At 61.0% G+C, this 25841-nt stretch carries 21 protein-coding genes; 5 read left to right on the forward strand and 16 right to left on the reverse strand.

The annotated features are described in order from the left end of the window. Positions 1 to 4: 4 nt before the first annotated feature. The 3 genes from trpC to DBR24_RS25300 are packed head-to-tail and all read right to left on the reverse strand — an operon-like array spanning position 5 to position 2493. Positions 5 to 844 carry an indole-3-glycerol phosphate synthase TrpC gene (gene trpC / locus DBR24_RS25290; RefSeq protein ID WP_123469231.1) on the reverse strand — a complete coding sequence of 280 codons (840 nt, stop codon included), beginning with the start codon at positions 842 to 844 and terminating at the stop codon, positions 5 to 7. Continuing rightward, on the reverse strand, positions 841 to 1890 hold the full coding sequence (trpD, locus tag DBR24_RS25295; RefSeq protein WP_096817925.1) for an anthranilate phosphoribosyltransferase: 1050 nt from the start codon (positions 1888 to 1890) through the stop codon (positions 841 to 843). Before trpD ends, trpC begins: the two co-directional genes overlap by 4 nt. Before the next feature lie 9 nt (positions 1891 to 1899). After that, a complete protein-coding gene (locus tag DBR24_RS25300) occupies positions 1900 to 2493 on the reverse strand; it encodes an aminodeoxychorismate/anthranilate synthase component II (protein WP_128616092.1) in 594 nt (197 codons plus the stop codon). 407 nt (positions 2494 to 2900) lie between these two features. Here DBR24_RS25300 and estP point away from each other — a divergent pair, with 407 nt between their 5' ends. Further along, the gene (gene estP, locus DBR24_RS25305) at positions 2901 to 4811 is read left to right on the forward strand and encodes an esterase EstP (protein ID WP_128616093.1); all 1911 of its coding nucleotides are present in this window, start codon (positions 2901 to 2903) and stop codon (positions 4809 to 4811) included. Positions 4812 to 4983: 172 nt separating this feature from the next. Here estP and trpE read toward each other — a convergent pair whose 3' ends face one another. The 10 genes from trpE to DBR24_RS25360 form a co-directional block, all read right to left on the reverse strand. Continuing rightward, a complete protein-coding gene (gene trpE, locus DBR24_RS25310; protein ID WP_128616094.1) occupies positions 4984 to 6465 on the reverse strand; it encodes an anthranilate synthase component I in 1482 nt (493 codons plus the stop codon). Positions 6466 to 6535: 70 nt separating this feature from the next. Next, entirely contained in the window at positions 6536 to 7354 is an 819-nt protein-coding gene (locus tag DBR24_RS25315; RefSeq protein ID WP_128616095.1) for a phosphoglycolate phosphatase, read from the reverse strand. Then, on the reverse strand, positions 7351 to 8025 hold the full coding sequence (gene rpe, locus DBR24_RS25320) for a ribulose-phosphate 3-epimerase (protein ID WP_003228808.1): 675 nt from the start codon (positions 8023 to 8025) through the stop codon (positions 7351 to 7353). Before rpe ends, DBR24_RS25315 begins: the two co-directional genes overlap by 4 nt. A 113-nt stretch (positions 8026 to 8138) precedes the next feature. Continuing rightward, positions 8139 to 9287 carry an iron-containing alcohol dehydrogenase gene (locus DBR24_RS25325; protein ID WP_123469240.1) on the reverse strand — a complete coding sequence of 383 codons (1149 nt, stop codon included), beginning with the start codon at positions 9285 to 9287 and terminating at the stop codon, positions 8139 to 8141. Between the two features lie 287 nt (positions 9288 to 9574). Next, entirely contained in the window at positions 9575 to 10399 is an 825-nt protein-coding gene (locus tag DBR24_RS25330; RefSeq protein WP_041070101.1) for an ABC transporter permease, read from the reverse strand. Positions 10400 to 10411: 12 nt separating this feature from the next. Beyond that, positions 10412 to 11659 (reverse strand): ABC transporter permease, encoded by a 1248-nt coding sequence (locus DBR24_RS25335; protein WP_128616096.1) that lies wholly within the window; start codon positions 11657 to 11659, stop codon positions 10412 to 10414. Between the two features lie 181 nt (positions 11660 to 11840). Next, on the reverse strand, positions 11841 to 12884 hold the full coding sequence (locus DBR24_RS25340) for an ABC transporter substrate-binding protein (protein WP_128616097.1): 1044 nt from the start codon (positions 12882 to 12884) through the stop codon (positions 11841 to 11843). Positions 12885 to 12932: 48 nt separating this feature from the next. Then, entirely contained in the window at positions 12933 to 14057 is a 1125-nt protein-coding gene (locus DBR24_RS25345; protein WP_123469248.1) for an ABC transporter ATP-binding protein, read from the reverse strand. Between the two features lie 352 nt (positions 14058 to 14409). Next, a complete protein-coding gene (locus DBR24_RS25355) occupies positions 14410 to 15039 on the reverse strand; it encodes a response regulator transcription factor (protein ID WP_123469250.1) in 630 nt (209 codons plus the stop codon). A gap of 85 nt (positions 15040 to 15124) precedes the next feature. Continuing rightward, a complete protein-coding gene (locus tag DBR24_RS25360) occupies positions 15125 to 17521 on the reverse strand; it encodes a PAS domain S-box protein (protein ID WP_123469252.1) in 2397 nt (798 codons plus the stop codon). Between the two features lie 73 nt (positions 17522 to 17594). On the opposite strand from DBR24_RS25360, the gene DBR24_RS25365 reads away from it, so the two are divergent. Continuing rightward, positions 17595 to 18578, forward strand: coding sequence for an alpha/beta hydrolase family protein (locus DBR24_RS25365; RefSeq protein WP_123469254.1), 984 nt, complete (start codon positions 17595 to 17597; stop codon positions 18576 to 18578). 136 nt (positions 18579 to 18714) lie between these two features. On the opposite strand, the gene DBR24_RS25370 is transcribed toward DBR24_RS25365, so the two are convergent. The 3 genes from DBR24_RS25370 to DBR24_RS25380 are packed head-to-tail and all read right to left on the reverse strand — an operon-like array spanning position 18715 to position 21171. Continuing rightward, a complete protein-coding gene (locus DBR24_RS25370; protein WP_123469256.1) occupies positions 18715 to 19482 on the reverse strand; it encodes a TerB family tellurite resistance protein in 768 nt (255 codons plus the stop codon). A 1-nt stretch (position 19483) separates the two neighbouring features. Next, complete coding sequence (murU, locus tag DBR24_RS25375; RefSeq protein WP_123469258.1) at positions 19484 to 20155, reverse strand: N-acetylmuramate alpha-1-phosphate uridylyltransferase MurU; 672 nt, start codon at positions 20153 to 20155, stop codon at positions 19484 to 19486. Continuing rightward, the gene (locus DBR24_RS25380; protein WP_128616098.1) at positions 20152 to 21171 is read right to left on the reverse strand and encodes an aminoglycoside phosphotransferase family protein; all 1020 of its coding nucleotides are present in this window, start codon (positions 21169 to 21171) and stop codon (positions 20152 to 20154) included. The genes murU and DBR24_RS25380 overlap by 4 nt, the downstream gene beginning before the upstream one ends. Positions 21172 to 21301: 130 nt before the next feature. On the opposite strand from DBR24_RS25380, the gene DBR24_RS25385 reads away from it, so the two are divergent. The 3 genes from DBR24_RS25385 to DBR24_RS33730 form a co-directional block, all read left to right on the forward strand. Then, entirely contained in the window at positions 21302 to 24100 is a 2799-nt protein-coding gene (locus DBR24_RS25385; protein WP_128616099.1) for an LPS-assembly protein LptD, read from the forward strand. Next, on the forward strand, positions 24075 to 25397 hold the full coding sequence (surA, locus tag DBR24_RS25390; protein WP_177490682.1) for a peptidylprolyl isomerase SurA: 1323 nt from the start codon (positions 24075 to 24077) through the stop codon (positions 25395 to 25397). The genes DBR24_RS25385 and surA overlap by 26 nt, the downstream gene beginning before the upstream one ends. After that, a partial coding sequence (locus DBR24_RS33730; protein WP_371921355.1) for a 4-hydroxythreonine-4-phosphate dehydrogenase PdxA occupies positions 25394 to 25841 on the forward strand: 448 nt, incomplete at its 3' end. The genes surA and DBR24_RS33730, both read left to right, overlap by 4 nt.

Raw genomic sequence — 25841 nt, forward strand, 5'->3', positions numbered from 1 at the left:
TGAATCAGTCGAGGGTCGAACCACTGACTACCGGGCCACCACGCTCCGGGAAGAACAGACGCTGCAGTTCGGTGCCTGGGCTTTCGGCGCGCATGAATGCTTCACCGACCAGGAACGCATAGACGTCGCTGATTTCCATCAGTTCGACATCGGCACGGTTGAGGATGCCGCTCTCGGTGATCACCAGTCGATCGCGCGGAATGCGCGGCAACAGGTCAAGGGTGGTTTCGAGGCTGACGTCAAAGGTGTGCAGGTTGCGGTTGTTGATCCCGACCAGTGGCGTGTCGAGGGTTTTCAACGCACGCTCCAGTTCATCGCCGTCGTGCACTTCCACCAATACATCAAGACCAACGCCTTTGGCCACCGACGCCAGCTCGGCCATTTTCACGTCATCCAGTGCGGAGACGATCAACAGCACGCAGTCGGCGCCGAGGGCACGGGCTTCGACAATCTGGTAGGGGTCGATCATGAAATCCTTGCGGATCACCGGCAGGCTGCACGCGGCACGGGCCTGTTGCAGGTAAGCATCGGCGCCCTGGAAGTAATCGATGTCGGTCAGCACCGACAGACAGGTCGCCCCGCCCTTCTCGTAGCTTTTGGCGATGTCGGCAGGCACGAAGTTTTCGCGGATCACGCCTTTGCTCGGCGAAGCCTTCTTGATCTCGGCGATCACCGCCGGTTGCTTCTTCTTCGCCTGCGCCAGCAATGCCTGGGCAAAACCACGGGGTGCATCGGCCGCCTTGGCCAGACCTTCCAGCTCGCTCAGGCTGACGCGAGCGCTGCGCTCGGCGACTTCCTGGACTTTGCGCGCCAGAATGTTTTCCAGAACCGTCGGTACACTCATCCCTCATTCTCCACTTTGAATACCGCGGTAAAGGCACCCAACTCCTCGAGTTTTTCCCGAGCGAGGCCGGTGTGCAGAGCGTCGTGCGCAAGCGCCACGCCTTCTTTCAAACTCGTGGCCAGATCGGCGGCGTACAGCGCTGCACCGGCATTGAGCACAATCATTTCAGCAGCTTTCTGGCCGTTTTCGGTTTTGCGCTTGCCCAGTGCATCGCGGATCAGCGCCAGCGACGCCTCCGGTCCTTCGACCGACAGCCCGTGCAGGCTCTGGCTCTTCATGCCCAAGTCCTCGGGCTCGACCCAATACTCGGTGATCTCGTTGTTTTTCAGCTCGGCAACAAAGGTCGGCGCGGCGAGGCTGAATTCGTCCAGACCATCCTTCGAATGCACCACCAGCACATGTTTGCTGCCCAGACGTTGCAAGACCTCGGCCAATGGCCGGCACAGCGCCTGAGTGAAGACGCCCACCACCTGATGTTTCACACCGGCCGGATTCGTAAGCGGGCCGAGCATGTTGAACAGCGTACGCAAGCCGAGATCGCGGCGCGGGCCGGCGGCGTACTTCATGGCTTTGTGGTGGGTCTGGGCAAACATGAAACCGATGCCGACGTTGTCGATGCAACGGGCCACCTGGACCGGCGTCAGGTTCAGGTAAATGCCGGCGGCTTCCAGCAAGTCGGCGCTGCCGCTCTTGCCCGAGACTGCACGATTACCGTGCTTGGCCACGGTGCAACCGGCGGCCGCGACGACAAACGAAGACGCCGTCGACACGTTGAAGATATTGGCACCGTCACCGCCGGTGCCGACCACATCGACCACACCGTCGAGGGTCTTGAGTTCGACCTGGTCGGCCAGTTCGCGCATCACCGACACGGCGCCGACGATCTCGTCGATGCTCTCGCTCTTCATGCGCATCGCCATCATGAACGCGCCGATCTGCGCGTCAGTGCATTGGCCGGTCATGATTTCGCGCATCACGTCGCGCATTTCATCGGTGCTGAGGTCGAGGTGATCGACGATACGGCTCAGGGCTGTCTTGATATTCATGGGAAGTCCTTAGCGCGTGCCGCCGGTTTGTTTGAGGAAGTTGGCAAACAGTTCATGGCCCTGTTCGGTCAGGATCGACTCGGGGTGAAACTGTACGCCCTCAATGTTCAGGGTCTTGTGACGCAGGCCCATGATTTCGTCGACGCTGCCGTCATCGTGTTGCGTCCACGCGGTCAGCTCCAGGCAATCGGGCAAGGTCTCGTGCTTGACGACCAGCGAGTGGTAGCGGGTAACCGTAAGCGGATGATTCAGACCGGTAAAAACGCCCTTGTCCTCGTGGAATACCGGGCTAGTCTTACCGTGCATCACCTGCCGGGCACGCACCACGTCACCGCCAAAGGCCTGGCCGATGGACTGGTGGCCCAGACAAACGCCGAGGATTGGCAGTTTGCCGGCAAAGTGCTTGATGGCTTCGATGGAGATGCCGGCTTCGGTCGGTGTGCAGGGGCCGGGGGACACAACGATGCGCTCGGGGTTGAGCGCTTCGATTTCGGCGATGGTCAGTTCGTCGTTGCGCACGACCTTGACCTCGGCACCCAGCTCGCCGAGGTATTGCACAACGTTGTAAGTAAAGGAGTCGTAGTTGTCGATCATCAGCAACATGGCGTTTCGAACCTCTTGAATTCTGACTTGAAGACAGCCTTCGAATGACTTGCCCGCAGGGCGCTGCACGATGTCGGACGCGCAGAGGGCGTCGGCACAGCGGCATTTCAAACGGGCAAGGAAGGCAAAGCGATACAGATCCGGCCGGGCCGGCAAAAAAGATTCAGGCGCGCCAACGCCAACGGGCGTGTGCCTTGATGACTTGATCCAGTAGTTTGCTGACGATCAACACGGGGAAGGTCTCGTTCATACGTTCCGGCACAGTAACTTAGCTGGGCAGAGCGTGCAATATGGCGGTGCTGACGGGGGAGAAAACTAAGGGAGGCTTCGCGACCGATGGCAAAATGCCGGGAGTTTTTGGTACTGTCGTTTCGTTCACCTAAAACAATAAATAAACGGACTTGCTCATGATCAAACAGACGTTGTTTGTACCGCTCGCCGGATGCCTGCTGGCTCTGGCCTGCGCCCAGGCCAATGCGGCACCCAATCCTTATTCCAGTTTCATCGTCTTCGGCGACAGCCTGAACGATGCCGGGACCTTCAGGGACACCGGCGGCCCGGCCGGCGCCACGCAGCGCTACACCAACCGCACCGGCCCGCTGTACCAGGATGGCACTGGCGAAAACCGCGACCTCAACTCCACCCAGATCATCGGCGGCAAACTGGGTTTCAGCCCTGATCAAACCGCGTCGTCATCCTCGGCGGTGCGTGCCGGTGAAGGGCTGGCGGATGGCAACAACTGGGCGGTGGGCGGATACCGTACCGACCAGATTCTCGACTCGATCACCACACAATCGGCTACCGGTGAGCGCACCCGCGCCGGTTACCTGCCCTCGAACGGCTTCCGTGCCGACCCGAACGCGCTGTATTACCTGTCCGGCGGCGGGAACGACTTCCTCCAGGGTCGCGTGCTCAGTCTTGACCAGGCCAACTCGGCGGCCGATCGCCTGGCCGATAGCGTACGTACGCTGCAAGGTGCCGGCGCCAAATACATCATGGTCTGGCTGCTGCCAGACATCGGCCTGACCCCGGCGGTCAATGGCTCGCCGCTGCAGGCTTTCACCTCGCAGCTCAGCGCCCAGTTCAACACCGAGCTGGTCAGCCAGCTGCAGGGCATCAACGCTGAAATCATTCCCCTGAACATTCCGGTGCTGCTCAAAGAGGCCTTCGCCAACCCGGCGCAGTTCGGCCTCGCGACGGACCAGAACCTCACGGCCACCTGCTTCAGCGGCAACAGTTGCACAGAAAACGCCCGATACGGCATCAACAGCGCCACCCCGGATCCGACCAAGCTGATTTACAACGACGCGGTGCACCCGACCGAAACCGGCCAGCGGCTGATTGCCGACTACGCCTACTCACTGCTGGCAGCACCGTGGGAACTGACCCTGCTGCCGGAAATGGCCCAGGGTTCGTTGCGTGCGCATCAGGATGAACTGCGCAACCAGTGGCTGGCCGATTGGGAAAACTGGCAGGGCATCGGCCAATGGCGCGCCATCGTTGCCGGCGGCGGTCAACATCAGGATTTCGACGGCCAGCACAGCGCTGCCAGTGCCGACGGCAACGGCTATAACCTGAACATCGGCGGCAGCTATCGCGTCAACGAAGCCTGGCGTGTCGGTGTGGCCGCGGGTTTCTATAACCAGAAACTCGAAGCCGGCGACGCCGACTCGGAATACAAACTCAACGCCTACATGGGCACCGCATTCGCCCAGTACCAGCAAAACCGCTGGTGGGGCGATCTGGCGATGACCGCCGGCAAACTCGACTACGACAGCCTCAAGCGTAAATTCCAGCTCGGGGTCAACGAGCGCGGAGAGAAAGGCGATACCGACGGCTACGTCCTGGCGATCAGCGGCCGCATCGGCTACGACATCGCGCAGCAGGCCAGCAGTCCATGGCACCTGTCGCCGTTCGTCAGCGCCGATTTCGGCAAGACCGAAGTGGATGGTTACTCGGAAAAAGGCGCGGATTCCACCGCGCTGACCTTCGATGACCAGTCGCGCAACTCGCGGCGTCTGGGCCTGGGCATCCAGGGCAAGTACCAGATCACTGCACAGACCCAAGTGTTCGGCGAGTTCGCTCACGAGCGTGAGTACAACGACGACCGGCAAGACCTGACCATCAACCTCAACAGCCTGCCGAACAATCGTTTCACCCTCGAAGGCTACGAGCCGCAGACCAACCTCAATCGCCTGAACCTGGGCGTGAGCCACAAGCTCACTCAGGATCTGGCGTTGCGCGCCAGCTACAACGTGCGCAAGGATGACGACTTTACCCAGCAAGGGGTGAACGTCGGGGTCAGCCTCGATTTCTGATTTGCCGGCATAAAAAACGCGGCGCCCTCACAGGCGCCGCGTTTTTTTAGGTCCGAGCACAACTCAATGCAGGCCTGCGCCTGCTCGCGATGGCGGTGGATCAGCCAACATTAAAGGTGAATGTCAGGCCGAAATCGCGAGCAGGCGAAGGCCTACCAGTGTTTTGCGTGGCTCAGGCGTCCGGTGTCTGCTCAGCCAGGGCCACAGCACGGAACATCGCACGGCGCTTGTTCAGGGTTTCTTCCCATTCCAGCGCCGGCACCGAGTCGGCAACGATGCCGCCGCCGGCCTGCACGTGCAGTTCGCCGTTCTTGATCACCGCCGTGCGAATGGCAATCGCGGTGTCCATGTTGCCGTTCCAGGCAAAGTAACCAACCGCGCCGCCGTACACACCACGTTTGACCGGCTCCAGTTCGTCGATGATTTCCATCGCGCGAATCTTCGGTGCACCGGACAAGGTGCCGGCCGGCAGAATCGCCCGCAGTGCGTCCATCGCCGTCAGCCCGGCCTTCAACTGGCCGGTGACGTTGGAAACGATGTGCATCACGTTGGAATAACGCTCGATGACCATTTTCTCGGTGAGTTTCACCGAGCCGATTTCCGAAACCCGCCCGGTGTCGTTACGCCCGAGGTCGATCAGCATCAAGTGCTCGGCGATCTCCTTGTCGTCCGACAGCAGATCCTCTTCCAGCGCCAGATCCGCTTCTTCGGTAGCACCACGCGGACGCGTACCGGCAATCGGGCGCACGGTGATCAGGTTGTCTTCAACCCGCACCAGCACTTCCGGCGAACTGCCGACGACGTGGAAGTCGCCAAAGTTGAAGAAATACATGTACGGCGTCGGGTTGAAGCACCGCAGGGCGCGATAGAGATCAATCGGCGCAGCCTTGAAGTCGATCGACATGCGCTGCGACGGCACGACCTGCATGCAGTCACCGGCAAGGATGTATTCCTTGATGGTGTCGACGGCTTTTTCGTAATCGTCCTGGGTGAAACTCGAACGAAACACCGGATCAGTCGCTTGCTGCTTGCTGAAATCCAGACCGCGGCGCGGAGTGATCGGCTGACGCAGTTTTTCCAGCAGCGCCTGCAATTGCGCCTGACCCAGCTCGTAAGCGTCGGCTTGCGCCGGGTCGGCGAGGACGATCGCGTGCATCTTGCCGGCGAGGTTGTCGAACACCACCACCGCATCGGAAACCATCAACAGAATGTCCGGCACACCCAGCGGATCCGGGTTCGGGCATTTGCCCAAGCGTTTCTCGACATAACGCACGCAGTCATAACCGAAGTATCCGACCAGGCCACCGTTGAAACGCGGCAGACCGGCGATGGTCGGCACGTTGTAGCGGGCCTTGAAGGTTTCGACGAAGGCCAGCGGGTCTTCGACGTCATGGCTTTCGGTCTCGACGCCGTCGACGGTGATGCTCACATGATGATCGTGAACCCGCAGCACGGTGCGGCACGGCAGGCCGATGATCGAGTAACGGCCCCATTTCTCGCCGCCCTGCACCGATTCGAGCAGGTAGGAGTTGGGCTGGTCGGCCAGTTTCAAGTAGATCGACAGCGGCGTGTCGAAGTCGGCCAGGGTTTCGCAGGCCAGCGGAATGCGGTTGTAGCCGTCGGCGGCCAAGCGCAGGAATTCTTCGCGGATCATGAGGTGCCTCGTGGTGTGAGGTGCTAACAGTCAGGTGTGCAAACGCGCCGGCGGGCCGGCCAGGAAACAGTCAGGCGCGCCAACGCCAGCGGGCCAGGGCCTTGATGACTTTCATCCAGAGTTTGCGAGTGACCACCACGATGGCGTTTCCAGAATGGGATTGAGCAGCGTCGGGCAACGTTATCTCAGCGGCTGTACCGAGGCAACCGGGAATTAGCTTGCGCAGATCGTCGATCACCAGCGCCGGGGCTTCCTCGGCAATCGGTCGGCCGTGGTTGTAGCCGTAGCTGAGCGCCACGCATTTGACCCCCGCCGCTTTCGCCGCCAGCACGTCGCTGCGCGAGTCGCCGACGAACAGCGATTGCGAGGCCGGGATGTTGGCCATTTTCATCACGAAGAACAGTGCGGCCGGGTCGGGTTTCTTCTGCGGCAGGGTGTCGCCGCCGATGATCCATTTGAAGTAGCGGCCGATCTTCATCTGATCCAGCAGCGGCGCGACAAAACGCTCCGGCTTGTTGGTGATCAGCGCCATCGCCACGCCTTGCTTGTTCAGCCATTTGAGGGTGTCGCGCACACCCGGATAGACCACGGTCAGCTCATGGCTGGCGCCGTAAGCGTCCATGAACACTTCCAGCGCGTGCTCGGCCTCGACGTCATCCACCGCCGAATGATCGATGCCGCCGGCCAGCGCCCGGCGCACCAGCACCGGTGCGCCATTGCCGACCCACTCGCGCACCGACTCGATGCCGGCAGGCTTGCGCCCGAGGGAGAGCAGCATGGTGTCCACCGCCGCCGCCAGGTCGGGAACCGAGTCGATCAGCGTGCCATCCAGATCGAACATCACCAACCGTGGCAGTTGCCCCGGGAACAGCTGCTCAAAACCGCTCATGGGCGCGCCAGCGCCAGTTCGGAACGCATCTTGTCGATGACTTCCTGATAGTTCGGCGCATTGAAGATCGCCGAGCCGGCGACGAAGGTGTCCGCACCGGCCGCGGCGATTTCACGGATGTTGTTGACGTTGACGCCGCCGTCGATTTCCAGACGGATGTCGCGGCCCGAAGCATCAATGATCGCCCGCGCTTCGCGCAGTTTGTCGAGGGTGCCGGGAATGAACTTCTGCCCGCCGAAGCCCGGGTTGACGCTCATCAGCAAGACCATGTCGACCTTGTCGATCACGTACTTGAGCACGTCCAGCGGGGTCGCCGGGTTGAACACCAGGCCGGATTTGCAGCCGCCTTCACGGATCAGTTGCAGCGAGCGATCGACGTGCAGCGTGGCTTCCGGGTGGAAGGTGATGTAGGTGGCGCCGGCCTCGATGAAGTCGCCGACGATGCGATCCACCGGGCTGACCATCAAGTGCGCGTCGATCGGCGCGGTGATGCCGTACTTGCGCAGTGCCGCGCAGACCATCGGCCCGATGGTCAGGTTCGGCACGTAGTGGTTGTCCATGACATCGAAGTGGACGAAGTCGGCACCGGCGGCCAGAACGTTGTCCACTTCTTCGCCGAGGCGGGCGAAGTCGGCGGAGAGAATCGACGGAGCAATTACGAAGGGCTGCATGACGCACCTTTTCTGAGCTAAATCACGATGGCGCGCATTGTATACCTCAAGTTTCCGCGCGCGCACCGTGACCACGATGATTGGGTTATGCCATGAGCGAGACCGAGGGCGACTCAGTACGCCGCGCGGTAGATCTTTTCAATGTCCGCAGCGCTGAGCCTGCGCGGGTTGTTGCGCATCAAACGCTCGATCCCTGCGGCTTCCACTGCCATCGCCGGGATCGCGTCTTCGGGCACACCGAAACTGCGCAGGCCCGGCGGAATCTCTACCGCCGCACACAAATCGGTCATGGCCTGCACGGCTTTATCCGCCGCCTCCGTGGCGCTCAGATGAGCCGTCTTCACCCCCATGGCTTCGGCGATATCCTGCATGCGTTCGACGCAGGCCATCTTGTTCCAGGTCATGACGTACGGCAGCAGCAAGGCGTTACTCACGCCATGGGCGATGTTGAAGCGACCGCCCAGTGGATACGCCAATGCATGCACCGCGCCGACCCCGGCATTGCCGAACGCCATGCCGGCCATCAGGCTGGCGGTGGCCATGTCTTCGCGGGCCTGCAGATTGGCGCCATTGGCGTAGGCCTTGGGCAGCGCACGGGCGATCAGTTTGATTGCGCCGATGGCCAGCGAGTCGGTAATCGGCGAAGCGTTGACCGACAGATAGGATTCGATGGCATGCACCAGCGCATCGACTCCACTGGCGGCAGTGACACTGCGCGGACAGGTCAGGGTCATTTGCGGGCTGACCAGCGCGACGTCTGGCAACAGGTAGTCGCTGACAATGCCTTTCTTCAGTTGCGCGACCTTGTCGGAAAGAATCGCCACGTTGGTCACTTCCGAACCGGTGCCGGCGGTGGTCGGGATGGCGATCAGCGGCGGACCTTTGCGCGGCACCTGCTCGACGCCGAACAGATCTTCCAGCGCGCCGTGGTAACCGGCATACGCCGCGACGCTTTTGGCGATGTCGATGGCACTGCCGCCACCGAGGCCGATCAAGCCGTCATGCCCGCCCTCGCGGTAAACGCGCATGCAGTCTTCGACGATGGCAATTTCCGGGTCCGGTAGCACTCGGTCGAAAATCTCGTATTCGCGCCCACCCAATTGGCACAGCGCCAGCTCCACGGTGCCGGATTTGACCAGTGCGGCGTCGGTGACGATCAGCGGGTTGTCGATATCCAGGCGCGTGAGTTCCGCCGCCAGTTGCTCGATGGCTGCGGCGCCGGTGATCAGTTTGTGAGCGATTTTGAACTGGGACAGACTCATCGTGCGCAGCCTCTTATAGATGTGGGAGCTGAGCACAAGCGTAGTCGAGGGTTTGGGGTTGTCTGGTATTCAGGTGGTGAATGAGCCATCGAGGGCTAGAGCAAGAGCCCTCACCCTAGCCCTCTCCCAGAGGGAGAGGGGACTGACCGTGCCGTTCTCTCGGAGTACATCGACGTGCGATACCGGTCGAACACAGGTTTTGAAGACCATGAAGATCTGCTCCCTTTCCCCCTCGCCCCCTTGGGGGAGAGGGCTGGGGTGAGGGGGTAAGCTTTTGATTCGGCCCCTTAAACCTGAGCAGTACGCAGTTTTTCGCTGCGCCCACGCAGCCATTCCAGGGTCAGCAGCAGAATCACCGAGAAGGCGATCAGCAACGTAGCGGCGGCGGCGATAGTCGGACTGAGGTTCTCGCGGATCCCGCTGAACATTTGCCGTGGCAAGGTCGCTTGCTCCGGGCCGGCGAGGAACAGCGTCACCACCACCTCATCGAACGACGTCGCGAAGGCGAACAGCGCCCCGGAAATGACCCCCGGCGCAATCAGCGGCAAGGTCACCCGGCGGAACGTGGTCAGTGGCGAAGCGCCGAGGCTGGCCGCCGCCCGTACAAGGTTATGGTTGAAACCCTGCAACGTCGCCGACACGGTGATGATCACGAATGGCACACCGAGCACCGCGTGCACCACGATCAGCGAGAAGAAACTGTTACCCAAGCCCAGCGGTGCGAAAAACAGATAACTCGCCACACCGATGATCACCACCGGCACCACCATCGGCGAAATCACCAGCGCCATCACCAGCGCTTTGCCGGGGAAGTCGCCACGGGTCAGACCGATCGCGGCCAGTGTCCCGAAGACCATCGCCAGCACGGTCGCGGCGGGGGCGACGATGATGCTGTTCTTCAGCGAGCGCATCCACTCCGCCGAGGCGAAGAAGTCCTGATACCAGTGCAGGGAAAAGCCCTGCAGCGGATACACCAGAAAACTGCCGGAGTTGAACGACAGCGGCACGATCACCAGCACCGGCAGAATCAGGAACAGCAGGATCAGGCCGCAGAGAATCCGCAAGCTGTAGAACCACACCCGTTCGATGGGCGACATGTAAGGACTCAGCATTTCAAATTCCCCTTAGCTCAGGCGCAGGCGACTGGCGCCCACCAGCCAGCTGTAGATCAGATAAAGCACCACGGTTGCCAGCAGCAGCAAGCCGCCCAGCGCCGTGGCCATGCCCCAGTTGATGCTGGTGTTGGTGTAGAACGCGACGAAGTAGCTGACCATTTGATCGTTCGGACTGCCGAGCAGCGCCGGGGTGATGTAGTAGCCGATGGCGAGGATGAACACCAACAGGCAACCGGCACCGACGCCAGCGTAGGTCTGCGGGAAGTACACCCGCCAGAAACTGGCGAACGGATGGCAGCCCAGCGAAATCGCGGCACGCATGTAAGTCGGTGAGATGCCTTTCATCACGCTGTAGATCGGCAGGATCATGAACGGCAGCAGGATGTGCACCATCGAGATGTAGACCCCGGTGCGGTTGAACACCAGCTCCAGCGGCTTATCAATGATGCCCATTGCCATCAGCGCGCTGTTGATCAGCCCGCCCGATTGCAGCAACACGATCCACGCCGCGACCCGCACCAGAATCGAGGTCCAGAACGGCAGCAGCACCAGAATCATCAGCAGGTTGCTCTGGCGCGATGGCAGGTTGGCCAGCAGATAAGCCAGTGGATAGGCGAGCAGCAAGCAGATCACAGTGATCACCAGGCCCATCCAGAATGTGCGGGCGAAGATGTCGAGGTAGATCGCCTGATCCGGGGTGGCCGGGGCCAGTTCGCCGAGGTCGTCGATGCGGTGATCGACCGCCGCCAGCAGGTAATACGGGGTGATGCTGCTGGTGTTGCGCTTGACCGCTTGCCAGTAGGCCGGATCGCCCCAGCGCTCATCGAGGCCTTCAAGTGCTTCTTTATAAGAGGCCGGTTCGCTGACAAAGGGCAGCGCACGGGCGGTTTTGGTCAGCAGGCTGCGATAGCCGGCCAATTCCATGTTCAAGCGCTTGGACAAATCGCCCAGCGTCTGGTTTTTCCGGGCTTCGGCGAGGTCTTCGCCAGCGGCTTTGTACACCGGTTCAGCGGGCAGGCCGCGGCCGTCCCAGCTGGCGATGGCCGCCACGGTGCGCGGCATGCCGCCGACCACTTCCGGGTTGCCGACGCTTTTGTAGAGCAGCGCCACGATCGGCACCAGGAACACCAGCAACAGAAACAGCACCAGCGGCGCAATCAACGCCTGAGCCTTCCAGCGGTTGACTCGCTCGGCGCGCTTGAGCTTCTGCTTCAAGGTGGGGCTGGTGCCCTCGTTCAGGGGAACGGCGATGGCCATGACGTACTCCGCAAATCTTTGATCGTTACAGAGGTGGCGAACCACCTCGATCGATTGATGCACACAGATCCAAATGTGGGAGCGAGCTTGCTCGCGAAGGCGGCGCATCAGTCGACATCAATGTTGAATGTACTGGCGCTTTCGCGAGCAAGCTCGCTCCCACAGGAGAGCGAGCCCTCGGTTATTTCGCAGCCCAGGAATTGAAGCGCTGCTCCAGTTGCTCGCCGTTGTCAGCCCAGAAGCTGACGTCGATCTGCACCTGGTTGGCGATGTTTTCCGGGGTGGTCGGCATGTCTTTCAGGACATCCTTGGCCAGCAGCGGAACCGCCTGGGTGTTGGCCGGGCCGTAGGCGATGTTTTCCGAGTAGGTCTTCTGCTGTTGCGGCTGGACCGAGAAGGCGATGAACTTCTTCGCCGCTTCCGCACGTTTGGCGTCCAGACCTTTCGGGATGGCCCACGCGTCGAAGTCGTAGATGCCGCCGTTCCACACCACTTTCAGGTTGGATTCCTTCTGCACCGCAGCGATACGACCGTTGTAGGCCGAGCTCATGACCACGTCACCGGAAGCGAGGTACTGCGGCGGTTGCGCGCCGGCTTCCCACCACTGGATGCTCGGCTTCAGTTCATCGAGCTTCTTGAACGCACGGTCCTGACCATCCTTGCCGGCCAGCACTTTGTAGACGTCTTTCGGCGCTACGCCGTCGGCCATCAGTGCGAACTCGAGGGTGTACTTGGCGCCTTTGCGCAGGCCACGCTTGCCCGGGAATTTCTTGGTGTCCCAGAAATCGGCCCAGCTGGTCGGTGCGGTTTTCAGCTTGTCGGCGTTGTACGCAAGGACGGTCGACCAGACGAAGAAGCCCACGCCGCACGGCTGGATGGCGCCTTTGACGTAGTCTTCGGATTTGCCGAACAGCGCAGGGTCGAGTTGCTCGAACATGTCTTCGTCACAGCCACGGGACAGTTCCGGCGATTCAACTTCGACCAGATCCCACGACACACTCTTGGTATCGACCATGGCTTTGACCTTGGCCATTTCGCCGTTGTACTCGCCGGCGACGATCTTGCCATGGCCCGCCGCTTCCCACGGTGCGTAGAAGGCTTTGACTTGCGCGGCCTTGTTCGCCCCGCCAAACGACACCACGGTCAAATCCGGGCCAGCCGCCATCGCGCTGGCCGCACCCATCAGGCCCAGGGTCAGGGCGGTGAACTTCAGGGATCTCAACATTTATTGTTCTCTCCACGTGCAGGGTTGGTGTTGGTATTGCCGGGGCGATCAGTTCGCCTCTAGAAGAGGATCAAGCGCGCGCACGTGCTCGATCTGCCAGCCAAGCGGAACCACGTCCCCGACCGCGAGCGCTGGATCGAGCTCGGCAATCGGTTGTTTCACGAAGAAGTCGGTCTTGCCACAGACTTCCAGACGCACCCGGACGTGGTCGCCCAGATAGATGAATTCCGCCACCCTCCCTGAGAAGCGGTTGACACATTGATCGCTCGAGCCGTTGAGGCTGACGCGCTCCGGACGGATCGACAGGGTCACCGGTTCGCCGGTCTGGCCGACGTTGACCGCCAGTGCCTCGACCTTCTCGCCACGGCCCAGCTCGACCACGCAGCGCTCGCCGCTCTGGCTGAGCAGGCGACCGTTGAGGCGGTTGTTCTCGCCTATGAAGTTGGCGACGAAGGTATTTTTCGGCTCTTCGTAGAGGGTGCGCGGCGGAGCGATCTGCTGGATTTCGCCCTGGTGGAAGACCGCCACGCGATCGGACATAGTCAGCGCTTCACCCTGGTCGTGGGTCACGTAGACCACGGTCACGCCGAGGCGCTGGTGCAGGTGCTTGATCTCCATCTGCATGTGTTCGCGCAGCTGTTTGTCGAGTGCGCCCAGCGGTTCGTCCATCAACACCAGTTGCGGTTCGAACACCAGCGCCCGAGCCAGTGCTACCCGCTGCTGCTGACCACCGGACAGTTGCGCCGGGTAGCGCGAGGCGAAAGCGTCGAGCTGGACCATGCTGAGGACTTTCTTGACCTTGTCGCTGACGTCGCTCTTGTTCAGGCCGCGCACGGTCAGCGGGAAGGCGAGGTTTTCCGCCACGGTCATGTGCGGGAACAGCGCGTAGTTCTGAAACACCATGCCGATGTCGCGCTTGTGCGGCGGCACGTTGTTGATTGCGCGCCCGGCCAGCAGGATTTCTCCGGCGGTCGGTGTTTCGAAGCCGGCGAGCATCATCAGGCTGGTGGTCTTGCCCGAACCGGACGGCCCGAGCAGGGTCAGGAACTCGCCTTTGCGAATGTCCAGGTTGAGGTCTTTGACGATCAGGTTCTCGCCGTCGTAGCTCTTCTGCACTCCACGAAAGCTGACCAGCACATCACTGGCCCCTGCGTTTGAATCGACCTGGCTCATACCCACACCTTTGTTGTTGATGACTGCTTGTGGGTTAAGCCTAGTGGCTGCTGACAGGCGCGCAAATCGGGGCGCAGGAGAGAATCGCCTCAGCCGGATGGAAGGTTGGGGGTAGGGATTGCCCTACAAGGATGGCGCTAATGGATAAGGCAGTGGCGAGGGTTGAGCTGCAAGCTGCAAGAACAAGCAAAAGCGCGTGTCGCTAACAGATATGCCCAATCTCGCAGGATCGATGAAGAAACCTGTGGGAGCGAGCTTGCTCGCGAAAGCGGTGGGTCATTCAACTCATTCTGTGACTGATACACCGCATTCGCGAGCAAGCTCGCTCTCACAGGTTTGATCGCGGTGACAGTTAGAGGAGCTTGTGTTCCATCGCGTATTTGACCAGCTCGGCCAGTGAGGTGATGTTGAGCTTCTGCATCAGCCGCGCCTTGTGGGTGCTGATGGTTTTGCTGCTCAGGGCCAGTTGCTGGGCGATGTCATTGACATTGGCGCCCTGGGCCAGGCGTTCGAACACCGAGAATTCGCGCTCTGACAATAGCGAGTGCAATGGCCGCGTATCGGTCAGGCCGACTTCAAAAACCATGCGATCGGCCAGTTCCGGATCAATGTAACGGCCGCCCGCCGCCACTTTGCGGATGGCGGTCAGCAACAGGGCCGGATCACTGTCCTTGGTTGCATACCCGGCCGCACCGATCTTGAGGGCACGGGCGGCCATCTGCGCTTCATCGTGCATCGACAGCACCAGAATGGCGGGCGGGTTGTTCAGCGCGCGAATCCGCGGAATCGCTTCCAGGCCATTGACCCCGGGCATGGAGATATCCAGCAACACCACCTCGCACGGCACACTGCGCAGGGTTTCCAGCAACTGCTCGCCATTACTCGCCTCCCCCACCACTTGCAGATCCTTGGCCAGGCCGATCAATTGCTTGATGCCTTCGCGGACGATGGTGTGGTCTTCGGCTACCAGTACACGGATCAAGTTTTTTCTCCAGATTTCAGGCACACACCAAACCCTGTGGGCGCGAGCCTGCTCGCGATAGCGTCAGCGCAAACACCACACACCTTCAAACCTCACTCACCGGCACCCACACAGTCAGGCTGGTGCCCTCCCCCGGCTCACTCTCCAGCACCAGCCGCCCGCCCATGATCAGCACCCGCTCGCGCATGCCCACCAGCCCGAACGAAGTCGGCCGACCGGTAGCGGCGACGAATCCTACGCCATCATCGCTGACCGTCAGACGCAACTCATCGCCTTCCAGCGCCAGCGTCAGTTCCACAGTATGCGCCTGGGCATGCCGCATCACATTGGTCAGTGCCTCCTGCAGAATCCGGAACAGCCCGATCGCCTTGGCATCGCTGAGCGCCGGCAGATTGTCCGGCACCTGCACCAGACACGGAATCTGCGTGCGCGCCTCGAAGCGCCGCGCCTGCCATTCAATCGCCGAGGCAATCCCGGCATCGAGAATCGGTGGGCGCAGCGCCGTCGCCACATCCCGCACCAACTGGAACAACTGGGCGATCAGGCGCTTCATGCTGTTCAGCCGTTCGTTCAGACCAGGATCGAGCTGCGCGTAGGCCAATTCGCACATCGACGTTTCCAGTTTCAGCACCGTGAGCATTTGCCCCAGCTCATCGTGCACCTCCCGGGCAATGCGCGCCTTCTCTTCTTCACGCACGCTCTCAAGGTGCGCCGACAGTTCGCGCAATTGCTCGCGGGAGGCGGCCAGTTCCAGTTCGATGCGCTTGCTTTCGGTGATGTCCCAGACGATGCCGTCCCAGACATAAGCGCCGTCCTCCAGTTGCCGGGTGATCGCCTTGATCTCGGCCCAGCGCTGCTGGCCCTGACGCGTGAGGATGCGGCCCTGCCACGACCAGTCGCTGTCGGTGTCCAGCGCCTGATCCTGGGTCCGGTGGTAACTGGCTTTATCGTCCGGGTGCACCAGGCTGCGCAAGCCCATGTCGCGATGGGCAATGGTGGCCGGCGCGTAACCGACCAGGCTTTCACTGCCCTCGCTGATGTAGGCAAAGTCGATCTGTCCGGTCACCGGTGCCCGCTCCAGGCGGAACACCAGCCCCGGGACGTTGGCGGCAATGCCTTGCAGGCGCGCCTCGCTTTCCTGCAACGCGGCGAGTGCGCGGCGGCGCTCGGTGACGTCGGTGAGATAAACCACTAGGTATTCGCTGTCGCGAAATCGCAGAAAACTCAGTGACACGTCCGCCGGCAGGATGCCGCCATCGGCGCGCACGCAGCTGGTTTCAAAGCTCAGCGGCCCTTCTTCACTGGCCCGCGCGCGCTTCCACAGGTTGAGCCATCGGTCCATGTGCAGACCCGGCTCGAAGTCGATCAGCGGTCGCTCGATCAGACCGCCGACGGGATAACCAAGCATGACTTCCGCCGCCCGGTTGGCGTAGCGCACATGGCTGTCCCAGTTGACCCAGAGAATGCCGACCGTGCTTTGATCAATGGAAAACTGCGTGAGCCGCAGCGCTTCTTCGCTGGCCGCGCGCAGGGCGATGTCTTCCCGTGCGGCGAGCAAGCGCTGCTCGAGGCTGTGCTGCTGGCGCCGTTGCCAGAACACGATCGCCACGCAGCTGAGCAACATGACCGCGAACAACAGACTGAGGTTCTGCCAGAACCCCGGTGACTCCGACAGTCGCGGGTACTTGGGTTGCAACCATTGGCTGTGCAGGCGCTCCAGATCCTTGGCCGGGATCGCGCGCAAGGCACTCTGGACGATACCGGCCAGCTCCGGCCAGTCACGACGCGTACCGACCCGCAGCAATTGCGGCAGGCCAATGTCACCGACCACCACCAGCTCGGCGAACTCTGGCTCGGCTGACAGCCGCCCGAGCTGCGCCTCATCGACCACCGCGTAGGACGCCTGCTGACTCAACAGTAGCTGCAACGCCTGACGCTCCAGCGGCACGCCTTGCAAATTCAGATGGGGATAGGTGCCGCGCAAATAATCCGCGGTGGTACTGGGCATGCGCACCGCGACACGGGTCTGGCTGTCGAGTTTCTCCAGATCCACCACACCGCTGGCCTTCTGATCACTGACCACCAGTTGCGGCACGCGCATATACGGATCGGAAAACTGCCACAGGCGCAGCGCACTCGGGGTCTGGCTCAGGCCCGGGGCGACGTCGATTTCGCCTTCGCGCAAAGCGCTCTCCAGTCGTCCCAGATCGGGAAAATTGCGCCAGCTCAATTCGACATTGAGGGCCTGGGCCAGCCACTTCATCAACTCGACGTTGGCCCCGGAGAGCTTCTGCAAACGCCGGTCGTATTGCGCGTACGGCGCCTGCAGTACCAACCCGACCCGCAATTCATTATGTTGTGCCAGCCACTGCTGCTGACTCGCGGACAATTGCGCAACGTGCGCCGGGGACGCAGGCGCCGCCCAGCCCATCAAGGGAAACCACAAACAGCCGATAACCCACAGGCAGCAAAATCGCTTCATTGAAGTCTCGTACACTGACAAATTCTGACCAACCCATTAGGCTGCCGGGATACTTTCTGGCCTGGAATAACCGATGCCCTCTGTTTACCGCCTGGCAATGCCAGCATTGTGCCTGTCGCTGATCCTGCCTTGTGCGTTTTCCGTCAACGCCGCCGACCCTGCTCCAGCGGCCGAGAAACCGGCCGAAGAAAAACCGGTCGAACGCCAGCCACTGCTTGAGCGTAGTCAGGAAGAGGCCGCCGCACTGGAACGTCAAGTGCCGGCGCAGGAACAGCAACAATTACAGGCCGGCAGCGACACCTTTCTGGCCCTGTGGAAACCGGCCAACACTGCCGATCCCAAAGGTGCGGTGATTATCATCCCCGGCGCCGGCGAAACGGCTGACTGGCCGCAAGCAATCGGCCCGTTGCGGCAGAAATTGCCGGACGCGCAGTGGAGCAGCCTGAGTATCACGCTGCCCGACCTGCAAAGCGATGCCATTGCACCGCGCGTCGTCGAAACACCGGTGGCGCCGAAAGCCGCGGAGTCCGGCAGCAAGGACTCGACCACCGCGCAACCCATCGAACAGGCTGCCGGCGGCGAAGCGGACGTGGCCGATCAGGTGGTCGCCGAAACGACTGAAGAACACTCCAAGGCGGACGCCGAACGAATCTTCGCGCGTATCGACGCGGCGATTGCCTACGCCGAACAGCAAAGTGTCCGCAGTATTGTCGTACTCGGTCACGGTACCGGCGCCTATTGGGCCGCCCGTTACCTGAGCGAAAAACAAACGGCGCAGGTGGAGAAATTCATCATGATCGACGCGCAGGCACCGACCAAGGCCAAGCCACAACTGGTGGAACTGACGCCTGCCTTGAAACTGCCGACGGCGGACATTTTCTACATGGACAAGCCACTGGATCGTCACGCGGCGCTGCAGCGCATGCAGGCGAGCAAGCGTTTGAAGACCTCGGCTTTCAGCCAGGTGGCGCTCAAGGCGCTGCCGGATAACAAGGCGGAGCAGGAGCAGTTGTTCCGGCGGGTGCGTGGCTGGTTGAATCCGCAGAACGTGGATTGACCGCAAGACCCAATAGCCCCCAATCGCGAGCAGGCTCGCGCCCACACTCGATCGCATTCCAACTGCAGAAACACGATCCAGTCCGGGAGCGAGCCTGCTCGCGAAGAGGCCCTCACAAACAGCAAACCGCTAACGCCTAGCGAAAGTCGCGCCGCTGACGAATCAACGTATAGGCATTGTGCAACTCGCGCGTCCTTTCGGTCGCCTCGTGCACCTGCGCCGGCGTCGCTCCGCTACCCGCGACTTTGTCCGGATGATGACGGCTGAGCAGACGCCGGTACGCCCGTTTGATCTGCGCCGGTTCGCTGGTCGCCGACACGCCCAGTAAACGCATCGCCTCCTGGTAGCTTACCGCCGCGCTGACGATTGGCCGCTTGCCCGGTTCGTAATCACTGGCCAGCGCCTGCACCTGATGCGTCGTCCAGCCCAGCCACTTGCCCCATTGCGCCAACAGTTCACGCTCGCTGACGCCGGCACGGCCATCGGCCCAGACCATCCGCCAACAGGCGCGCAATACACCTTCGGCCGCATGGGGCTGGCCACCCAGGCGCCGCAGATAACCGCGCAGGTTATCGCTGCCGGACTTGCCACGGTTGAACGCCGCAATGGCCCGACGCGTGGCCGGCTCGCTCATTTCCAGGGCGCGCATTTCGTTGCGCGCCTGCTGGATATGGCCGTCGGTCACGCGCCCGTCGCTCTTGGCCAGACGCCCGAGCAACACGAACAACAATTCGTCATTGCGCAGCATCGGCCGGCCGCCGAGCTTTTCCCGCAAGTGCCCCCAGCTCTGCAAATGCAGACGCCGATCCAGCGCCTGTCCCAGCAACGCCCCAAGCATGGCCCCCGGAATGCTGGCGATCGCAAAACCCGCTCCGGCTCCAATCAGAGTCCCTGGCCACAACATATCAGCGACTCGCTTCTATCAAGGTTTCGGCCTCAGCCAGACGCTCGTGCGTCCCGACATCCACCCAATGACCTTTCAGCCGCTCGCCGGTCACCTCGCCTGCCGCCATGGCTTTGCGCAGCAGCGGTGCCAGTTTGAAGGCACCGTCGGCGCAGCCGTCGAACAGCTGCGGATGGAGGACAGCGATACCGCTATAGGTCAGCGTCGCGGCATCCGCCTGACCATCATTCACACGCCCATCGACCAGCGAAAAATCCCCGGCCGGGTGATGCGCCGGATTGTCCGCCAGGACCAGATGCGCCAGACCGGTGATCGGCTGATGCAGGACGCTGAAGTCGTAATCGGTCCAGATGTCGCCATTGACCACCAGGAACGCATCGTCGCCAAGCAACGGCAACGCACGGAAAATCCCGCCACCGGTTTCCAGCGGCTCGCCTTCCGGCGAGTACTGAATGCTCAGGCCAAATTGAGTGCCGTCCCCCAGGTAATCCTCGATCTGCTGACCGAGCCAGGCGTGATTGATCACGATTTCGTTGAAACCGGCGGCCGCCAGGGCACGCAGGTGATACTCGATCAACGGCACGCCACCGGCACGCACCAGCGGTTTCGGTGTGGTCAGGGTCAGCGGGCGCATGCGCTCGCCTTTGCCTGCCGCCAGAATCATTGCCTTCATGCCGTTGCTCCACCTCGCAGGCGGGTAAACAGCGCTTGCAACTCCGCCAGTTCAGGACGCCGGGCAATCACCGCTTCTATATAAGAGAAGAAGCGCGGCACGTCGGCCAGATAGCGCGGCTTGCCATCGCGGTGGCAGATGCGGGCGAAGATGCCGATGACTTTCAGGTGACGCTGCACGCCCATCAGGTCGCTGGCGCGCAGAAAATCTTGAAAATCCGGCTGCACCGGGATGTTCAGTGCAGCGGCTTGCTGCCAGTAGCTTTCCAGCCAGCCGCGTACGCGCTCTTCAGGCCAGCTGAGGAAGGCGTCCTTGAACAGACAGGTCACGTCATAGGTCACCGGACCATAGACCGCATCCTGAAAATCCAGCACCCCCGGATTCGGTTCGCTGATCATCAGGTTGCGCGGCATGTAGTCGCGGTGCACCAACACCTTCGGTTGCGCCAGAGCGCTGTCAATCAGCAGATCACTGATGCGCTGCCACTGCTGCTGTTGAGTCGCATCGAACACGATGCCCAGTTCACGCTTCACATACCACTCCGGGAACAGTTCCAGCTCACGGCGTAGCAGCGCGACGTCATAGCTCGGCAGCGGTGCCACCATCGGCAATTGCTGAAAAGCCAACAGAGATTGCAGGGCATCGCTGAACAACGCGTCGGCATTTTCGCTGTCGATCACGTCGAGATAGGTCTTGTTGCCCAGGTCATTGAGCAAAAGAAATCCGCGTTCGAGGTCTTCGGCATAAATTTTCGGCACGTTAATGCCGGATTTCGCCAGCAAAAAGGCGATGTCCACGAACGGTTTGCAGTTTTCCTGGGGCGGCGGCGCGTCCATCACGACGAAGCTGCGACCCGCACCTTCCCAACGGAAATAGCGGCGGAAACTCGCATCACTGCTGGCCGCAGTCAACGTGGCCGGGGGCACGGCGCCCCAGCCTTGATCTGCAAACAGGTTTTCCAGCTGTTCATCGAGCCAAACTTTCAGGTGTTGCAAGCGTACATCTTGGTCAGGCATTGCAAGGGTCTCCGACGGCGCTAGCCGTCAAGCGGGTCATGCTTTATTATCCAGCATCTTTTTCAGACCATCGAGAGGCGTGCGGCCCACACCGCGGGCAGATGGCACGCAGGAAGCCCGGACTAATAAGATGGCATTGAAATCCCCCGCGTTTCGTAAAAAATTTCCGTTGTTGGTAACCGGCAGTCTGCTGGCTATGCAACCTCTGGCCAGTCAATTCGTTGTTGCCGCCGAGCAGTATGACTGCTCCGTCTCGGCTACGGGTGGCTGGGACTGTTCGCCCAAGACGCCGGAGGCTGCATTGCCACCGCGTCCGGTGCATGACGGCAGTGCCGTCAGCGCCACCGGCGAAGCCCCGGCCGAGAACGGTTCGGTTGCCGACACTGGCGCCAAACCGGTCCTCGTCACCGAAGCCAAGGGCCGTGGCCTGAAATCCCGTAGCGAAGACTTCAGACACCTCGACTGGGTTCCGCGCGAGAAGCTCACCGCCGCCCAATTGGCCGAGACCGGACCTTACTGCTCTGGTGCCTATATCGAACCGATTCGTCCTGGCATGAATGACAAGACGAATAAAAGTGACGCCCCGACCTTTATCGGCGCGAAAGCCTCGCGCTATAACACCGATGATCAAGTCGGTACGCTGGCCGGCGATGTCGTCCTGCGTCAGGGCAGCATGCAGGTCGAGTCCGACGAGGCCAGCCTGTATCAGGCCGAAAGCCGCGCCGAACTCAATGGCGACGTGCGTATCCGTGACAACGGCGCGCTGATCGTCGGCGACCATGCCGATGTGCAGCTCGACACCGGTGAAGCCAAGGTCGACAACGCCGAATACGTGATGCACAAATCGCGCATCCGCGGTAACGCGCTGTACGCCAAGCGTGCCGAAAACGCGATCATCCGCTTGAAGGACGGCACGTACACCACGTGCGAACCGAACAGCAACGCGTGGCAGCTCAAGGGCAACAACATCACCCTGAACCCGGCCACCGGCTTCGGTACCGCGACCAACGTGACGCTGCGCGTAAAAGACATTCCGATTCTGTACACGCCGTACATCTACTTCCCGATCGACGATCGTCGCCAGTCGGGCTTCCTGCCGCCGACCATCGGCACCGGCAGCGATACCGGCTTCATGCTGGTGACCCCGTACTACTTCAACCTGGCGCCGAACTACGATGCCACGTTGTACCCGCGTTACATGAGCAAGCGTGGCATGTTGGTGGAAGGCGAATTCCGTTACCTGACCAAGTCGAGTGAGGGTCAGTTTGGTGCGGCGTATCTGAACGATGACGATACCGAGCGCAGCAAGCAGACCGACTACGAAAAAACCCGTTACATGTACAACTGGCAGCACAAGGGCGGTCTCGACTCCCGCGTGCTCACCGAAGTCGACTACACCAAGATCAGCGATCCTTATTACTTTCAGGATCTGCAGACCGATCAGATTGGCGTGAAATCCAGCGACTTCGTGAACCAGCAGGGCGCGGTTACTTATCGTGGCGACAGCTATACCGCTCGCTTGAATGCTCAGCAGTACCAATTGGCTACCGTTTCGAACATCACACCGTATGGTCGTCTGCCGCAGATCACCTTCAATGGTCAACTGCCGTATCACCCGGAGGGTCTGAACTTCGATTACGAGACGGAGCTTGTCCGGTTTGATCGTGATCTGAAAACTGGCCAGTTCATTGATGAAAACGGGGTTGGAGAGGATCGTCTCGATACTCACGTATCCGGCTTGGCTCGAGCAAACGGCGACCGTCTGAACCTGAAACCAGGTGTCAGTCTGCCGATGAACTGGACTTACGGCTTCCTGAAACCGTCGCTCAAGTATCAGTACACCCAGTACCAACTGGACCTGGACAACACCGGTAAATCGCAGATCGATTTAATGACTGCTGAGCAGAAAAAACTCAACGGTGAATTCGACAGCAACCAGAACCGTGGCGTACCGATTGCCAGCATCGACAGCGGCCTGTATTTCGACCGCAACACGTCGTACTTCGGCAAAAACTATCGCCAGACTCTGGAACCACGCCTGTTCTACCTCTATGTACCCAAGGTCGATCAGGAAGACATTCCAGTATTTGACACCAGCGAATACACCTTCAACTATGCGTCGTTGTTCCGTGACAACCGCTTCTCCGGGGCCGACCGCGTCGGCGACGAGAACAAACTGTCGCTGGGTGTAACCAGCCGCTGGATCGAAGACAACGGTTTCGAGCGTCAACGCATCAGCGTCGGTCAGGCTTACTACTTCAAGGATCGTGAAGTACAACTGCCAGGCATCGCGTTCAAGGATCGCAAAGATGCCCAGTCCGATGTTTCGCCATACGCACTGGAATACGAATACCGCTGGAACCGCGATTGGCGCACCACGGCCGACTACAACTGGGACCCGGACAGCCGCAGCCCGCGTTCCGGCAGTGCGATGTTCCACTATCAGCCTGAAGACAACCCGAACAAGGTCATCAACGCCGGCTATCGCTATCGCAATGACCAGGTTCGTTACGACCAGAACACCGGTAAATGGTCGGTGGGCGGCGGTGACTACGGCACACCAGGCACGCCTGGCTACGTGAAGGACTACTACAAGATCAAGCAGCATGACTTCTCGGTCATCTGGCCGATCGTTCCACAGTGGAACGCCATCAGCCGCTGGCAGTACGACTACAACCGTAACCGTACGCTGGAAGCCTTTGGTGGTTTCGAGTACGACAACTGCTGCTGGAAACTGCGCCTGATCAACCGTTACTGGGTTTCCTACGACGAATTCAGTCAGGAAGCTCCGCAAAACGAAAAAGGCGACCATGGCGTCTTCCTCCAAATTGTTCTGAAGGGACTCGGCGGCCTGACTGGCGCCAAGGTAGAGAGCTTCCTCGACAAAGGCATTCAAGGTTATCGTGAACGTGAAGACCAAGCTTTCTGATTGTCTGCGCCCGCTGATGCTGGGCGCGCTGTTCCTGGGCACGGCGGCCAACGCCGCCGTGCAATCCATTGATAAAGTGGTCGCCATCGTCGATAACGACGTGGTCATGCAGAGCCAACTGGATCAACGCGTCCATGAAGTTCAACAGACCATCGCCAAGCGTGGCGGCGGTCTGCCGCCTCCGGGCGTGCTGGACCAGCAGGTGCTGGAGCGTCTGATCGTCGAAAACCTGCAACTGCAGATCGGCGAACGTTCCGGCATCCGCATTACCGATGAAGAGCTGAACCAGGCTGTCGGCACCATTGCCCAGCGCAACAACATGACTGTGGAGCAATTCCGCGCAGCCCTGGCTCACGACGGTCTGAACTACGACGACGCCCGTGACCAGATCAAGCGCGAGATGATCATCAGCCGCGTGCGTCAACGCCGTGTGGCAGAGCGCATTCAGGTCTCCGAGCAGGAAGTGAAGAACTTCCTCGCTTCCGACCTCGGCAAGATGCAACTGTCCGAAGAACTGCACCTGGCCAACATCCTGATTCCGACCCCGGAAAGTGCCAACTCTGAAGCCATTCAGAGCGCTGCACGTCAGGCGATGGAGGTTTACCAGCAGCTCAAGCAAGGCGCTGACTTCGGTCAGATGGCCGTTGCCAAGTCGGGCAGCGACAACGCGCTGGAAGGCGGCGACATGGGCTGGCGTAAAGCCGCGCAACTGCCACCGCCGTTCGACCGCGAGTTGAGCAGCATGGCCGTTGGCGACATCACTCAACCTGCACGCACTCCGGGTGGTTTCATCATCCTCAAGCTGCTGGCAAAACGCGGTGGCGAAGCGCAGATGCGTGATGAAGTGCATGTGCGCCATATCCTGGTCAAGCCAAGCCCGATCCGCGACGAAGCCAAGACCAAAGCCCTGGTGCAATCGCTGTACGAGCGTATCCTGGCCGGTGAAGATTTCGCTGAACTGGCGAAGAACTACTCCGAAGACCCGGGCTCCGCGCTCAACGGCGGCGACCTGAACTGGATCGACCCGAACGCACTGGTACCGGAATTCCGCGAAGTGATGGCCAAGACCCCGCAAGGTCAGCTGTCCAAGCCGTTCCAGACCCAGTACGGCTGGCACGTGCTGGAAGTCCTTGGCCGTCGCGCCACCGACAGCACCGAGCAGGCTCGCGAGCAACAGGCGATGACGGTTCTGCGTAACAAGAAGTACGACGAAGAGCTGCAAACCTGGCTGCGTCAGATCCGTGACGAAGCGTACGTAGAGATCAAACTCCCTGGTGCAGACCAGGCAGCGCAGTGAAACCCAAGCGTTTTGCGCTGACACCCGGCGAACCAGCCGGCATCGGTCCCGACCTGTGCCTGCTGCTCGCCTCGCAAGCCCAGCCACATCCCCTGATTGCCATTACCAGCCGCGACCTGCTCTCCGAGCGGGCCGCGCAACTGGGGCTGGTCGTCAATTTGCTGGACGTTGCGCCTGGCCAGTGGCCGGATGTTCCTGCACCCGCCAACAGCCTTTACGTCTGGGATACTCCGCTCAGCGCCCCCGTGGTTGCCGGGCAACTGGACAAGGCCAACGCCGCTTTCGTTCTCGAAACCCTGACCCGCGCCGGCAACGGCTGCCTGAACGGCGACTTTGCCGGGATGATCACCGCTCCGGTGCACAAGGGTGTGATCAACGAGTCGGGCATCGCGTTCTCCGGGCACACGGAATTCCTCGCCGACCTGACCCACACCGCGCAGGTCG

Source organism: Pseudomonas sp. HMWF006, assembly GCF_003061205.1.
Taxonomy (GTDB): domain Bacteria; phylum Pseudomonadota; class Gammaproteobacteria; order Pseudomonadales; family Pseudomonadaceae; genus Aquipseudomonas; species Aquipseudomonas monsensis.